Source organism: Lacihabitans sp. LS3-19 (assembly GCF_024343575.1).
Classification (GTDB): Bacteria; Bacteroidota; Bacteroidia; order Cytophagales; family Spirosomataceae; genus Leadbetterella.
The window spans coordinates 74,763-89,715 of record NZ_RJUA01000115.1 but is presented as its reverse complement, the minus strand read 5'-3'; the positions used below and the strand labels follow the sequence as shown (position 1 = coordinate 89,715).

Sequence of the window (14,953 nt, the reverse complement as noted above, 5' to 3'; positions counted from 1 at the left end):
AATACTATGTCGATACATTCAGAAATAAAAAGGGTAACAACAAACACCCTGAAAGATTTAAAAACCAAAAATGAGAAAATTGTTTGCTTAACGGCCTATGATTTTTCTATGGCAACACTTGTGGATGCAGCTGGAATTGAGGTTATATTAGTAGGCGACTCAGCATCTAACGTAATGGCTGGCCATCAAACGACACTCCCTATTACGCTCGACCAAATGATATACCACGCCCAGGGAGTAATCAGAGCCGTAAAAAGAGCTTTGGTAGTTGTTGATTTACCTTTTGGAAGCTACCAAGGTAACTCTGAAGAAGCCCTTAGATCAGCCATCAAAATCATGAAAGAATCTGGTGCACATGCTGTAAAAATGGAAGGAGGAAAAGAAATCGAAGAATCTATAGCCAGAGTATTGAGTGCAGGTATACCCGTAATGGGCCATTTAGGTCTAACGCCGCAATCTATTTACAAATTCGGCACATATACAGTAAGAGCCAAAGAAACAGAAGAGGCTCAACAATTGAGAGACAACACCAAACTCCTTCAAGAATTGGGTTGTTTTGCGGTAGTTTTAGAAAAAATTCCTGCGAAATTAGCAACTGAAGTAAGCCAATCGCTAGAAATCCCAACCATTGGAATAGGAGCTGGAAATGGCTGCGATGGCCAAATATTAGTTATACATGACATGTTGGGAATAAACAAAGACTTTTCACCGAGGTTTTTAAGACGCTACGCCGACTTGGCAACAATTATGGACACTGCATTTACCAATTATATCACGGACGTAAAATCGGGCGACTTCCCGAGCAAACAAGAATCATATTAATTGTTCCCACTTAAATCCATACCGACCCTGCGATATTTTGTCCTGCTGGTTTTAGGCATATATCTTTCAGAAAGGTTTCACCCGAGCCTTTTAGAGATTTGTGTTTTTTTAGGTACAATATCATTTCTTGGAGGAATCTCTTTTCTATCAAAAAAACTAAGATTTTTTCGTCATTCTGTTCCTTTTTTATTTTTAGGCTTGGGTTTTTTAAGTTATTATTTTTATAACCAAAAAAACAATCCTGACCATATTACAAAAATGGATGGTTTTGAGAATTATATGGCAGTGATTGATTCTTACACAGAGACCAAACCCAAAACCTATAAAGTAACCGCAGAAATATTTGCTGTAAAAAAAGACAGCTTATGGAAAAAAGCTAGTGGAAAAACCATGCTCTATTTCAATAAGGAAGCTGGTACAATGCCAAAATTCGGTGAAGTTTTTATAATTAAAAATAGTTTTAGAGAAATTGAGCCTCCTAAAAACCCTTTAGAGTTTGATTATAAAACCTACCAAGCCCGCAGAAATATTTACACGCACCATTTCTTACGAGATGGCGATTTTGTAAACGCAGGCGTATCACCCCACAAAGGTATTTTGTACTATGGCAATAAACTAAATGTTTACACACATACTGTTTTCAAACAAATATTAGATAACCCAAAACAAATGGGTGTGGCCGAAGCGATGATTGGCGGTATGAAAGCAGAGTTAGATTTTGAGACAAAACAATGGTATTCTGCAACTGGTGCAATTCATGTTTTGGCAGTCTCTGGTATGCATGTGGCAATTCTATTCTTTGTCATAAATGCTTTCTTTGGACTTTTTGTAAACAAAGACAAACCGCTCTTTTTGTTTTTGATATTAGTTTCTCTTTGGTCTTACGCTGTATTTACAGGTTTGAGTGCAAGTGTATGCAGATCTACATTGATGTTCTCGATGATTCAAATCGGCGTTTTCATAAAACGAGACAATAATCCCGTAAATACTTTATTGCTTTCAGCCATTATTTTGCTTTTAATTGTTCCCAATTGGATATATGAAGTTGGCTTCCAACTATCTTATTTAGCTGTTTTAGGCATTTTAATTATTTATCCAAAATTCCGAAATCTATTCGAAATCAAGTGGAAGCCATTGCGTTGGATTTGGGAAATTTCTGCTGTTTCTATTTCGGCACAAATCCTTACAGTTCCACTTTCTATTTACTATTTCCATCAATTCCCCAATTACTTTCTACTTTCTAACCCCGTAGTTTCCATAGTTTCCTCCATATTAATTCCTTTAGGATTATTAAGTATAATTCTATTCAAAATTCCTCTTTTAGGAAGTTTCTTGGGTTTATTACTAAAATGGCTAATAAATGCACTCAATGCCTGCATTTTCTTCATTGCAGAATTGCCAAATGCTCTAACTAAAGGCTTCTCGATTTCTGTTTTGACAGTGATTTTACTTTATATTGTGATAAGTGCAATATTACTATTTTTCAAAAAAAGAGAAGTCTTGTATCTAAAAATTGCATCTACCCTAATAGCTATTTTGGCTATAAAAGGCTCTTATTCACTATTTCAGCAGAGTAAACAAAAAGAAATAACTTTTCATTTTATTCCGAACGGTTCTGGTATTTCTATAATTGAAGGACGTTCAGCTACATTTATAGCATCGGATTCTCTTTGCCACGAACCTTTGATTTATCAATTTCATTTAAAAAACTATTATGACGCCAAAGGCATAAATCAATTTAAAACAAAAAGTTTAAGTGATGATCAAAACGCCCTAATTCAAAACAATCTAGAGCATTTTGAAGTGCTAAGAATTGAAAATAGTGAACCTTCAAAAGAAAACTTCAATTATTTGGTTTCGTCCGAAAATTCCTTGAAAAACTTGAAAGGATTAGAAAATTTTGATGGGACAATAATCATTGACGGCTCTAACAAAAAATGGGTGGTTGACAAATTAAAAGAAGAAGCTTCCACTAAAGCAAAAAAAATGATAGTTTTGTACGATACAGGCTCAAAAACCATAAATTTTAATCATGAAGAAAGCAATTAACATTATTTTTATAGTTATAGGCGTTTTAGTTTTGGCACTTTATGGCATCAGAACCTATACCAAAAGTCATAGTCCTTATGAAAAACTTGAAGCCAAAGGGAGCAAAGACCTAAAAGTAAATGTCGGTTATTGCAGGCCACTCATGAAAGATCGGAAAGTTTTTGGCGAATTGGTGCCTTACGAAACCGTTTGGCGAACTGGTGCCAATGAGTCCACAACCATAAGTTTCTCACGACTTTGTAGCTTTGGCAAAAAGAAAGTTAAAGCTGGAAAATATAGCCTTTGGACTATCCCTGGAGAAAAATACTGGACCATAATCCTCAATAATGAAACAGGACAATGGGGAACCAATTACGACGAAACCAAAGATTACTTGAGGTTTAAAGTAGAAGCTGGTAAAACAATACAAGCTACCGAACAACTCACTATAAAATTAATAGAAAAGGAGAATGATTTAATTGAATTTACCCTAAACTGGGAAAATACCGAATTGATTATTCCTATTCATTAAAATACATTAATAGCGTCAGACTATTTTAAAAGTTACGTTTTATTAATTAGTTAATAATCAGAAACCTCGAAGGGTGAAATTATTATAATAAAAATAAAACCCTGCAATACAAAAACCCTATAAGGGCTTAATTTTAAGCTCGTTATGATATTGACTATCTATTTCCTGTTGCCCATCATTAAAATTAAATCAATAAACGATAGTAGCAGCTTCACGCGTTTTATCCAAAAGATGAATAAGCTTTAAACTCAAAGAAAGTGGCATCAATTCGCTTTCTGTTTGTTTGTTTGCAATGCATTTATTTACTTCTTCAATTTCATAATTGTAGCCAAAAGTGTCTCTAGGATAGTCGAAAGTCTCAACCTCATTTCCATCAACGTCCATTAAAGTTAAACTTGTGGCCATATGAAACTTACGATTAAGTTTTATAGAACCCATATCGCCATATATTCTGGCTTCACAGTCTGTATTTGACTTTACAGTACAATTCAAAACCGCCGTGGATTCGTTGTCGTATCTGTAAACAAACGAAGTAGTTTCGTCTGTATTTGTCGGAGCAAAAATACTCGCCGCCAATATTTTAGAAGGGTAATCCAAAAATAACAATGACAAAAAAGCTGGATAAATACCAATATCCAAAAATGCTCCGCCACCTAATTTAGGATCAAAAAGTCTGGATTTAGGATCAAATTCTGCTTTAAAACCAAAATCCGCTGCAATAGTTTTAATATTCCCGATTTTCCCTTCAGCTATAAGCGACTGAGCTTTCAATGTAGTTGGCAAAAACCTCGTCCACATGGCTTCCATCAAAAACAAACCTTTCTCTTTGGCCAATTGAATCATTTCATCAACTTCGCCTTGGTTCATCGCAAAAGGTTTTTCACACAACACACCAACATTATTATTCAAGCAAAGCAAAGTGTGTTCTTTATGAGAAGTATGCGGCGTAGCAACATACACCACGTCAATTTCTGTAGAAAATAGTTCTTGATAAGACCCAAACGCATGTTTTCCATTATATTCCAAAGCAAATTCTTGGGCTCTTTCTAAAGAAGTACTGGCGACTGCCAGCAATTCACAACCTGGGGTTTTATTTAAATCTGCAGCAAACTTGGCCGCAATTCTACCTGCTCCTAATATTCCCCACTTAATGGTTTCTTTCATTTATAGAATTTTAATAAAGGTACAATTTAAGGCAAAACCACTACTTAATCACAATTTTTTTGGACTGTTTTGCAATTTCGTTTCTAAGACTTAAAACATAAATACCCGGAGGAATTAAACTATTGATTTCAATTTGATATTTAGAATTCTCTAAACGTTTGATTACCAATGGCATTTTATTGCCTTTAATGTCAAATAGTTGAATTTGAGGAGATTCTAATATAGTTTCTACAAATACAACGTCAGTTGTTGGGTTGGGATATATTTTTATTTGGTCTATTGGAGCCTCTAAAGACAATGGTGAAAATTTGAAACTAACGACAGGGCCATTATATTTTTTACCATCATTGTCTGTATAAGTAAGCCTATAGTAGTTTTGTCCATAACTTGGATTTTTATCAATAAATCTATAGGAAACTATGCCTTCAGAAAAACCTACAGCAAACTGCTCATCTTTTTGAAAAAAAGCTTTATTATCATCACTTTTTTCCACATAAATATATTGGGAGTTTTTCTCAAATGTAGTCGTCCAAATTAGCTCAATTTCTTCATCTGGATTTAAAAATGCCTGGAATTTGCCGAAAATAATCGGCGGCGGTAAACTCAAATTTAAAGCCCAAAAATCACTTTGACCTCTATTTGAGTTCAAATCTCCATCGGCAGATCTGCTCGAAGATGCTAAAAATATCCCTTTTGTAGAAGTATATATTGCCTGACGAGCCAAATCAATATCAGCACCGCCCAAAAGCTTGTGATAGTTTGGCGTAAAAGTATTTTCATTCAACGCCATAAGCCATGCATCTGTCAATGTCCCTTTGGGTTTTACAGTTCCAATAGTCGACTGACTCGTGCCTGCCAAATACAATACATTATCTCCGCCTCTTATTATATTATAAAATCCGTCATTGTCAGAACCACCAAAATGAAATCTATCTGTTAAAATCCCACTACTGTTTATTTTAATTACAACTCCATCCTTTTCTCCCAAAGAACTACCAAGGTTTCCCCCATTCGAACTTGACTCACCTACAATATAAAACCCATTTTTTGTATTATTTTCTAAAACAGAAAACGCAACATCATAACTTGATCCGCCATAACCTCTCTCCCACTGTTGCCTGCCAGTTCCATCTATTTTTATGGCTAAAAAATCTAAAAAACCTTGCCCCGCTCCTGTTATGTCTCGTTCTAGCGAAAGCGTACCTCCAACCATTACAAAGCCACCATCAGAGGTTTCTATGATGTCGTTCATGTAATCTTCTAATCCACCGCCAAATGTTTTTTCCCAAAGGGTATCTCCAAAAGCCGATAACTTGGCCACATAAAAATCAAAACCCGAAAACGGGGAAACGCCGATGGAGCGAGTTGCACCTACAACCAGCTGACCATTGGAGAGTAATTTCAGGGTAGGTTTGCTAAAACTATTGACTTGTTGGAAGGTCGTGCCCGTATTGCCATTTCCTCCTGCAAACAAACGTTTAGAAACAAAATCGCCATTTTCTTTAAGCCTGATAAGCATCAAGCCACCATTGGTGCCGTTATACAAAGCATCTCCATCAGTCGATTGGATTGAGCCCAATATCAAATATTCATTATTAGAAGTTCTTACTACCGAAGTAGCCACATCGTCTTTACTACCTCCAAATGTTTTTGTCCAAGCTAGAGCACCGTCTTTATTTATTTTTGCAATCCAAAAATCATTACCTCCAGTTCCATCAAATCCTTTAGAATCTTTTACATCAAAAGAGTTTTTGCTATTTGTAGAGCCAACCAAAATAAATCCACCGTCTGAAGTTTCTACTCCGCCGTATGCCAGTTCATTCCTTTCCCCTCCCGCCGTTTTTTGCCAATTGACAACAAACTCCTGCGAAAGTGAGGTTAAAGAATAGGCCAGTAAAAGGAAAACATAAAAATAATTCTTGAACATCTTTCTAATATTGAATTGTGTATTTCTTCAAATAAAGCTAAAAGATAAAATACAATTCAAATTTCATGCCTAGAAGGGCAATTTTATTCAAAAAACATTATTAAATGGCATAAAAATCAATGAATGTGTACGGTTTCATGAATCGTTTCCTCGAAAAAATGATGCAATTGGAAAGTTTGCTCTACCCCCATTTTTTGTCCCGTCTGGGCAATAAAGTACAAAATCACAACACCACCCAAAATAAAAGGTAAAGTCCAAAGTAGTTGGGTTTCGATATGCAAAGACAATTTAACCAAACCAATAATAGATATAAAAAAGGCCGCAATGCCTAAAAGTGCGTATCCAAAAAGAAAAACTGCCCAGACCGTAGGATGAGGGCCATACATACCCCGAATTACCGTTCCGGAATCTGTCTCTTCAAAGGAAACGCTGAGCTGAGGAGACCAAAAGTGCTGATGTTCAGGCATAATCCTGAACAAGCCGTGTGTAAGAAACACCTTGCCTTCGATCAAATCGTGTTTTGTTTCCAGATTAGCATTTATTCTGTCAACAATTTCTTTAGGCTTACAGGTGCATTCGTGCCTAAACTTGGGTCTTACTCTAAAACTCGTCATGATTATTTTTAAGGTTGAAACCGAAAATTAGATTTCCTTTTAAAGAATAAAAATGACTTTGGGCAGATTTTAATAGAAAGTGGGTTTATACATGATATAAATCATCTTTTGCACAATGACTCACTCATTGGATTACAGACATGATAATACTACCTTGATAACAATCAACAAAATCTCATTGTCATGAAAAAAATAGCTTGGTTACAACTCATTTCATTTACTTTAATATTGGCCTCTTGCTCACTATTTGGTGATATTATTAATCCCGAAAAGTCAGTTGCCACAGCTGATATTGATCAAAAAGGAGGCTCAATCGAAGCCACAGATATTTTAGTAAGAATTCCCGCCACGGCATTTGATAGCCAAAACAGCTTGGAGATCAGTGAAGTTAAGAATGCCCCAACCGAACTAGTTTCCGTAAATTCCAAATTATTTGTTCTAGAAGGTCTTCCACTCAATGTTAACAAAGGCATAAAAATCAAAATCAAAAAAAACACTAACCAGCCCTCACAAATTCCGCTTTTGGCAGTGGGAGAGGAAATTTTCATAAAAAGCCTTAATAAAACCGCTATCCACTATCAATATCTTCCTGCCGTAGATTCTTCAGGCTACACATTAGCTACGCTCCCTGCAACCGACCAAAAAATAAGCGAGACTGATGCTAGCGGCCGAGTGGCTGAGACAAAAGTAAAAATGTACCTGATTTCATTTGATGGTAATTTCTCCATTGATACTCCTGAGGGGCATTTCAAAATGTATTTCCCATATTTGTCAATGAAGGATAACGTAGTAAAGTTAGGAAGTAACCTAGAAGGGGCATATTCCAAATTCAAGAACTTAGGATTCTCCTATTCAAGTAGATCTAGCTGGCCAATGAATGTTACCATAAAAAAATTAGATGCGGGAGTATATGGCTACGCTTCCAATTCGGTGTTGGGATATAATTATGGCTGTATGGAATTCAACTCAGATAATTTGAAAGATGACGATGAATTAAAACTTACTGCTGGGCACGAATTTTTCCACCTAGTACAATCGTTTTACGACCCAAGGAATCGCTTTAGCAGAGCCAAATCGGGCAACTACACACATTTCTGGCTAGATGAGGCCACCGCAGTATGGATTGAAAAAATGTTTTCCACTCAGACCAACTATGTTTCGAATATAAGAAACAGCCATCAAATGGCTCCTTTTAGCGGTTTTCAGAAAGGAGCTGAAGAAAATGCAGGTGAACACGGTTACGGTATGTCTGCCGTGGTAAAATATCTGACTGTTAAAAACGGTGATGCACTAGTAAGAACCGCATATCAATCTATAAAAGCCAATAAGCATCCTGTGGAGGCCATTAGTCCAACTACACCATTTATCTGGTGGGATTCATTTTTCAGAGACTATCTTGAAGGAAAAGTATACGACGACGTAAACACTGGTTTTTGGCTTGCTTCAAACCATGGTTTGTTTGACATTAAAGCAGAAAAAGATACGGTAAAGGAATTTAAGAAAACTTATGCAGACTACTCGGCGGCAATTTTCAGAGTAAGCCTCAACTATGACAAATTTACTGATGGTGCCAATATCGTTTTTACATTACCAACTGACGCAGACAGTCGAGTTACCATTTATAAGACTGTAGGAACCAAAATGCAATTGGTAGCATCAGCTATTGATAAAGTCACACTTAAGGACATATTGAAACTCAAAACCGACAAAAGTGTCCTTTTTGCACTTGTGACCAATACAGCATCTAAGGCGGGATATTTGGGAAGCCGAGACTTAACACTTAAAATCAAAGTCAATAATCTGGAACTTGATGAAAACCTTTTTGGCAAATGGACTACCAGCGATGGAGATTATTCATATACTTTTAAATCTGACGGCACTGCAATTCAGCGTGTCAATGGCATAGACTACAACTGGAACTGGGTAATTGAAAATAAACAAATTAAAATGTTTATACCCAATGGAAAACCAGCTTATATGACATATAAAATAGAGAATAACAAGTTGTATTTCTGGGGAGAATCTCTAGGCATTTGGTCGGCACCGCTATATAAGAGTTAAAAACATAATACAATTTTCAACCTGATATTTTTGAGTATTCATTTAATAAACTATTAGTGTTTCTTTCACAAAATCAATTAATGATTTTCCCCTAGAATTCTTGTAAAGGAACTGCTACCAAAATATTTCAGCGACAAAAAACCATAAAAAAAACCTCTCTATGCTGTGCGAAAGACATTTCCATCGTATGTATGAAATGCGGTTATTAGCCGCAGAAAATAGGAGTTGATATTTAAAAAATGAAAAAAGGCGGATATCAATTAAAGGATCACAAAACAAGTAATTAATTTTACGAAAAAGTTTAATTGAAATAAATAAATGGTAAATTGAACCATTTGTTACGGCGGTCAAAGACCGAAATACGCACATACGAAGGCAGAAGCCTTAGCATAGCTGGAATACTTTTATAAAGATTCTCAAAACTAGAATCTGGCAAAGTCACCGAAGCAACTTTTGTTTCCCAATTCATAGAACGAGATTTGTTTTCTACATCGTCTCTTAATAAATTGCAGTGGAGAATTAAGGGGAATAAACTGACTAAAGAAACGGCGAAAGCATATTTGGAATCTGTATCTGGAAGGGCGGCTCTTTTACCTTTACTCCAGAATGGGAAATTACAAAGTTTCTTCCCAAGTCCAATCGTGATTAGTACGGTTGACGATTTTATAAATGAAATTACCAAAGTAAATGTATACAATGCGATTTTTAAATAAATTAAATAATGTTTCATCTATAGTGGTATTAGGTCAAGATTTATACGCTTTTGATAATAACTCTAACCTGATGAAATATGAGGACTTTATTTTAAAATGGGAGGTTCCCATTAATACTCAACACTTTATTTTAAAATTTAACTCCAAAGTGATTTTGTCTTATTGGCAATTTCAAAGAATAGTATTCTTTGACTCTGAAAGCGGTAAAACCTTAAATGAATTCAATATACCTTTTAAGCCTTTAAAAGTCGTAGATTCAAAAATTTACGGCGTTTGTACTAGAGTAAATGATTTAGGGGAAAGACATTTTAATATTAGTACTTTATCAGAGTTTGGTGAACTCCAAACACAATTCGAAACCCTAGACTTTTGTGTCATTAAAGTATTGCATGGCATATTTTTGTTGCAAAAAGGCTGGGGTGAATTTTCTGTTTTTTCAGAAAAAGAAAATAAACAAATTTGGTATATAAATCTTAATCAACTGTTCGAAACTGAAAATGTCAGATATTATGGAGATATTATAGAATATCAAGATAAACTATTCTTTTCTCTTTACGATGATTCTAAATCAGGCATTTACGCCGTAGATGCCAATACAGGTAAAATGGTAAATTATACCAACGAGATTGGAGGTTCTATGAAACTCGAGAATGAGTTGATATATATATTGAACGACAATGAAATCACGATACTAGACCCCAATACATTTGAGATAAAAAAGATTGACTACTCAGGTATTTTACAAGCTGAAAATTTGGAAATAGGAGGTGGCTTGCCTAATTATCAAGGACTAGAAATAAAAAACAACCTACTATATTTTACAAGCCTTAATAATAGCGAGAAGGATAATTCAAGAGAAGTGGCGGTAGGAATCATTGACATGAAGCAACATAAACTCTTAGAGGTAATAAGGTTTCCGAGCAAACTTAGAAGTTATAATATCAATGAGATAAAAGTTCATGAGAATCAACTTTTTGTTCTTACAAATGATAATAATTTACACATTTTTGAAGATTTAAATATTGATCAATAATCTGAAAATTTAAATATTCAAAGATTAAAAAAAGCGGTATTGACTAACTCGACTTTATTTCTCAATTCATCCAACGGGATTTGTTTTCTGTTACATCTCTTGATAAATTGCAGTGGAGAATTAAGGGGAACAAACTGAGTAAGGCTACTGCAAAAACTTATATGGAATCTGTGGCAGGAAGAGCGGCATTGATTAATTTAGGATTTAATAAAGCTAAACAATTATTTCCAGATGATCTGCTCATGACTGAGCAAAACTTTGTGGACAGATTAATTTCAAATTTAAATTCTTCTTTCGATGGAATTTTCAAATAAAAAGATAAGACCGTGTCAAAAAATTAATCAGGTTCAGGAATTCGTAGTTGTAGGAAACTATTTAATAATAAGGGATTCTGGGTTAATTAAAATATTTCGAGACTTTACCATTGTGAAAGAATTATCAATCACTGTGAACTATTTATTCGAATGGAACAATTATATTCATATAGGTGAATATAGGTTTTTCAATTATTTAGATCTTAAGGAATATCGAATTAAAAATATCGAAAATATTTCTAACCTTGCTCCAACGTTTATTTTAAAAAACAAAAATTCTACATTATTTAAGGTTGTTGATCTTGATATAGAAAAAGTAATATTCTTCTTTTTAGATGATAAATTTAACTTAAATGTTTTGGATCATAGATTAATAAACCCAAGATTTCTAAATGATAAATTTTTAGTTTCATTATTCCGATTGAATTTTTCAACTTTCGATGTAAACACAAATTCGCTTACGTTCCAAATAAGCCTCTTAGAGTTGTTAGATAGGGATTCAATTAAACATTATGGAGAAATCATAGAATATCAAGATAAACTATTCTTTTCTCTTTACGATGATTCTAAATCAGGCATTTACGCCATAGATGCCTATACTGGTAAACTGGTAAATCATACAAACGAGATTGGAGGTTCTATGAAACTTGCGAACGGGCTATTGTATATAAATAATGATTATACCATTACTACACTTAATCCTGATACTTTTGAAATTACTATAAATAATTACCAAGAAGTTCTAAAACCATTTGATTTAAATATTGGAATTTTGAGAGGGATTCTTGATAATGTAATTGTTGATAATTATTTCTACTTTGTCAGTTATGCAGGTGAAACAGGAATAGCTTCTGTAGGGATTTTAGATCTAGTGAAAAAAGACCTAGTTTGGCATTCTGAAATATCCATTGAAGAAGGTTCTTATTGGATTAAAGAAATTCAAGTCCATGATAATAAGCTCTTTGTTTTAACCCAAGGTGGTACTTTACATATTTTTGAAGACCTCCTAATCATTCAATAGATTATAAGGAAGAAATACAACGTTCTAGTGGTGACTTTACTACAATAAAATTACCCATAAAAAAAACCTCTCAAGTTGAGAGGTTTCTTTAAGATCTTGGTTTGAAAGATTACATTCTGAAGTGCGAGAATGCTTTGTTTGCATCTGCCATTCTGTGTGTATCGTCTTTCTTTTTAACCGAAGCACCTTCACCTTTAGATGCAGCGATGATCTCGCCAGCTAAACGCTCAGTGATGGTTTTCTCACCACGCTTACGAGCGTAGTTGATCATCCATTTCATTCCTAATGATTGCTTACGGTCAGCTCTTACTTCAGTAGGCACTTGGAAAGTAGCACCACCCACTCTACGGCTTTTAACCTCTACAGCTGGCATAACGTTGTTCAACGCTTTTTTCCAAATCTCTAATCCGTTTTCACTAGTACGTTTTTCAACAATCTCTAATGCACCGTAAAAAATACCATAAGCAAGGGATTTTTTACCATCGTACATCATGTTGTTCACAAACTTTGTTACAGATACATCCCTAAACTTTGGATCAGGAAGTACGTAACGTTTTTTTGGTTTTGATTTTCTCATTTCTTAAATTTTTAAGAAGGTTTCGTCTAATGATTTAAACTAATTCACATTCGGTAATACCAAACATTACTTCCCCTATATGTGCCTAAAAGGCCCTATAAAGACTTTCTTGTTATTTTTTCTTACCTTTTACTGGAGCTGCAACCTGACCTGGCTTAGGACGTTTTGCACCATACTTAGAGCGACTTTGCTTACGGTTGTTTACGCCGGCTGTATCCAATGCCCCACGAACGATGTGATAACGAACACCTGGTAAGTCTTTCACACGACCACCTCTTATCAATACGATAGAGTGCTCTTGCAAATTGTGACCTTCACCCGGAATGTAGGCGTTCACCTCTTTCTGGTTTGTAAGACGTACACGAGCTACTTTACGAAGAGCCGAGTTAGGCTTCTTTGGTGTAGTAGTATAAACTCTTGTGCACACCCCACGACGCTGAGGGCAAGAATCCAATGCCGGAGATTTCGACTTGTACATTAATGTCTCTCTTCCTTTTCTTACTAACTGCTGTATAGTAGGCATTGTAAACTGTTAAAAATTAATAAAATAAATACTATCTTCCGAAAATTCGGACTGCAAAGGTAAGATTATATTTTGTAAAATAAAAAATTTGAGAGAAAGTTTTAAGCATTTATTAATCATAGACCGCTTCTTTTTAGGTATTTAATAGATGCTCATAGTCAAACTAACAATACTTTTTAAAAAATCTTCAATTTATTTTCCTAAAATACCTACAAAAAACATACAAATCGATTGCTATTTTCTTACCTAAAAATCAATTTATGAATTTGGATTTCATTTGAAATTCAAAATAAATCTTTAAATCTTTGATAATTGAAATATTAATCGTAATTTTACGATAGAATTAAAATTTCGATATGGGAATTACAAAAAATGAAGAGTTTACTATCAAAGACAATAAGCTAGCAAAATATGCAAAAGCATTGTCTCACCCTGCCAGAGTGGCTATTTTGAGATTATTAATCAAAAGACAAGCTTGTGTCTGTGGTGATATTGTTGAAGAACTTCCCTTGTCGCAAAGCACTGTATCCCAGCACTTAAAAGAACTCAAAGAGGCCGGCTTAATAAAAGGCGACATAGAAGGAGCGAAAGTATGCTATTGCATTAATCCAGAAGAACTTACAAATGCAAAAGACTATATAGAAGAGCTTTTTACGAGCTTTTATAGTAGTCAATCTAAATGTTGTTGATTAGCAAAATAAATAATACATCGCATTTTAACGATTAAAAAACATAAACTAAATATACAAAAATGAAAACAGAAGAGGAATTAAAAGAGATAGTAAAACAAAAATACAGCGAAATAGCCCTTCAAGACAAAGAAACCAATATGTCGTCGTGCTGTGGAGCTGGTGGATGTTCTACTGAGGTTTACAATATTATGAGCGATGATTACACGCAACTAGATGGCTATAATCCAGACGCTGACTTGGGTTTAGGATGTGGTTTACCTACGCAGTTTGCTAAAATCAAGGAAGGCGATACCGTGATAGACCTAGGAAGTGGTGCTGGAAACGATTGTTTTGTGGCTAGAGCTGAAACGGGAGCTACTGGAAAAGTAATCGGCATAGATTTCACTCCTGCAATGTTGGACAAAGCAAGAATAAACGCCGAAATCAGAGGATTTAACAATGTAGAGTTTAGACAAGGAGACATTGAAAACATGCCTGTTTCAGATAATGTGGCAGATGTAGTGGTGAGCAATTGTGTTTTGAATTTGGTTCCAAACAAAAACGCAGTCTTGAAAGATATCAAAAGAGTTTTAAAACCAGGTGGTCATTTCAGCATTTCGGATGTGGTTTTGATTGGTGATTTACCTGCAGAATTACAACATGATGCAGAAATGTATGCTGGATGTGTTTCTGGTGCGATTCAGAAAGATGAATACCTAGGTTTGATAGAAGCAAATGGTTTCGAAAATATTACATTACAAAAAGAAAAAGTAATCGTAATACCTGATGACATTTTGAATAAATATCTTTCAGAGGAACAATTGAATGATTTTAAAGCTTCAAAAATGGGAATATTTAGTGTGACAGTTTTTGCATCAAAACCAACAGGAGAAGTTGCGGAGAAAAAAGCCGAAGAAAAACAAGAATGTGGCCCGAATTGTTGCTGCTAAATT

Annotated in this window: 15 protein-coding genes; 9 read left to right on the top strand and 6 right to left on the bottom strand. The window is 34.8% G+C overall.

Translation table 11 applies throughout. The annotated features are described in order from the left end of the window. Window positions 1–6 precede the first annotated feature (6 nt). Genes panB through EGI22_RS17335 form a run of 3 tightly spaced genes read left to right on the top strand, consistent with a single transcriptional unit; the run spans window position 7 to window position 3,382 of the window. Entirely contained in the window at window positions 7–822 is an 816-nt protein-coding gene (gene panB, locus EGI22_RS17345; protein WP_255069698.1) for a 3-methyl-2-oxobutanoate hydroxymethyltransferase, read from the top strand. After that, window positions 823–2,871 (top strand): ComEC/Rec2 family competence protein, encoded by a 2,049-nt coding sequence (locus tag EGI22_RS17340; RefSeq protein WP_255069697.1) that lies wholly within the window; start codon window positions 823–825, stop codon window positions 2,869–2,871. It begins immediately after the preceding gene. Then, window positions 2,855–3,382, top strand: coding sequence for a DUF2911 domain-containing protein (locus EGI22_RS17335; protein ID WP_255069696.1), 528 nt, complete (start codon window positions 2,855–2,857; stop codon window positions 3,380–3,382). The genes EGI22_RS17340 and EGI22_RS17335 overlap by 17 nt, the downstream gene beginning before the upstream one ends. A 189-nt stretch (window positions 3,383–3,571) precedes the next feature. Here the strand turns inward: EGI22_RS17335 and EGI22_RS17330 are convergent, their stop codons facing one another. The 3 genes from EGI22_RS17330 to EGI22_RS17320 all read right to left on the bottom strand — a co-directional run bounded on the left by EGI22_RS17330 (window position 3,572) and on the right by EGI22_RS17320 (window position 7,087). After that, window positions 3,572–4,546: a Gfo/Idh/MocA family protein gene (locus tag EGI22_RS17330; protein WP_255069695.1), complete on the bottom strand. Its 975-nt coding sequence runs from the start codon at window positions 4,544–4,546 to the stop codon at window positions 3,572–3,574. Between the two features lie 40 nt (window positions 4,547–4,586). After that, complete coding sequence (locus EGI22_RS17325; RefSeq protein ID WP_255069694.1) at window positions 4,587–6,473, bottom strand: T9SS type A sorting domain-containing protein; 1,887 nt, start codon at window positions 6,471–6,473, stop codon at window positions 4,587–4,589. A 116-nt stretch (window positions 6,474–6,589) separates the two neighbouring features. Further along, window positions 6,590–7,087 carry a hypothetical protein gene (locus tag EGI22_RS17320; protein WP_255069693.1) on the bottom strand — a complete coding sequence of 166 codons (498 nt, stop codon included), beginning with the start codon at window positions 7,085–7,087 and terminating at the stop codon, window positions 6,590–6,592. 183 nt (window positions 7,088–7,270) lie between these two features. On the opposite strand from EGI22_RS17320, the gene EGI22_RS17315 reads away from it, so the two are divergent. Further along, complete coding sequence (locus EGI22_RS17315; RefSeq protein ID WP_255069692.1) at window positions 7,271–9,148, top strand: DUF5640 domain-containing protein; 1,878 nt, start codon at window positions 7,271–7,273, stop codon at window positions 9,146–9,148. Window positions 9,149–9,449: 301 nt separating this feature from the next. Here EGI22_RS17315 and EGI22_RS17310 read toward each other — a convergent pair whose 3' ends face one another. Further along, the gene (locus tag EGI22_RS17310; RefSeq protein ID WP_255069691.1) at window positions 9,450–9,878 is read right to left on the bottom strand and encodes a hypothetical protein; all 429 of its coding nucleotides are present in this window, start codon (window positions 9,876–9,878) and stop codon (window positions 9,450–9,452) included. On the opposite strand from EGI22_RS17310, the gene EGI22_RS17305 reads away from it, so the two are divergent. The 3 genes from EGI22_RS17305 (at window position 9,845) to EGI22_RS17295 (ending at window position 12,229) form a co-directional block, all read left to right on the top strand. After that, window positions 9,845–10,894, top strand: coding sequence for a hypothetical protein (locus EGI22_RS17305; protein WP_255069690.1), 1,050 nt, complete (start codon window positions 9,845–9,847; stop codon window positions 10,892–10,894). The genes EGI22_RS17310 and EGI22_RS17305 overlap by 34 nt on opposite strands. Before the next feature lie 80 nt (window positions 10,895–10,974). After that, on the top strand, window positions 10,975–11,208 hold the full coding sequence (locus EGI22_RS17300; RefSeq protein WP_255069689.1) for a hypothetical protein: 234 nt from the start codon (window positions 10,975–10,977) through the stop codon (window positions 11,206–11,208). Between the two features lie 112 nt (window positions 11,209–11,320). After that, on the top strand, window positions 11,321–12,229 hold the full coding sequence (locus EGI22_RS17295) for a PQQ-like beta-propeller repeat protein (RefSeq protein ID WP_255069688.1): 909 nt from the start codon (window positions 11,321–11,323) through the stop codon (window positions 12,227–12,229). A gap of 109 nt (window positions 12,230–12,338) precedes the next feature. On the opposite strand, the gene rpsG is transcribed toward EGI22_RS17295, so the two are convergent. Together rpsG and rpsL are read right to left on the bottom strand one after the other, a co-directional pair. Beyond that, complete coding sequence (gene rpsG, locus EGI22_RS17290; RefSeq protein ID WP_255069687.1) at window positions 12,339–12,806, bottom strand: 30S ribosomal protein S7; 468 nt, start codon at window positions 12,804–12,806, stop codon at window positions 12,339–12,341. A 112-nt stretch (window positions 12,807–12,918) separates the two neighbouring features. Then, the gene (gene rpsL, locus EGI22_RS17285; RefSeq protein ID WP_255069686.1) at window positions 12,919–13,329 is read right to left on the bottom strand and encodes a 30S ribosomal protein S12; all 411 of its coding nucleotides are present in this window, start codon (window positions 13,327–13,329) and stop codon (window positions 12,919–12,921) included. 356 nt (window positions 13,330–13,685) lie between these two features. Here rpsL and EGI22_RS17280 point away from each other — a divergent pair, with 356 nt between their 5' ends. Continuing rightward, window positions 13,686–14,018, top strand: a complete 333-nt coding sequence (locus tag EGI22_RS17280) for a helix-turn-helix transcriptional regulator (protein ID WP_255069685.1) — start codon at window positions 13,686–13,688, stop codon at window positions 14,016–14,018. Between the two features lie 62 nt (window positions 14,019–14,080). Further along, the gene (locus EGI22_RS17275) at window positions 14,081–14,950 is read left to right on the top strand and encodes an arsenite methyltransferase (RefSeq protein WP_255069684.1); all 870 of its coding nucleotides are present in this window, start codon (window positions 14,081–14,083) and stop codon (window positions 14,948–14,950) included. Window positions 14,951–14,953 lie beyond the last annotated feature (3 nt).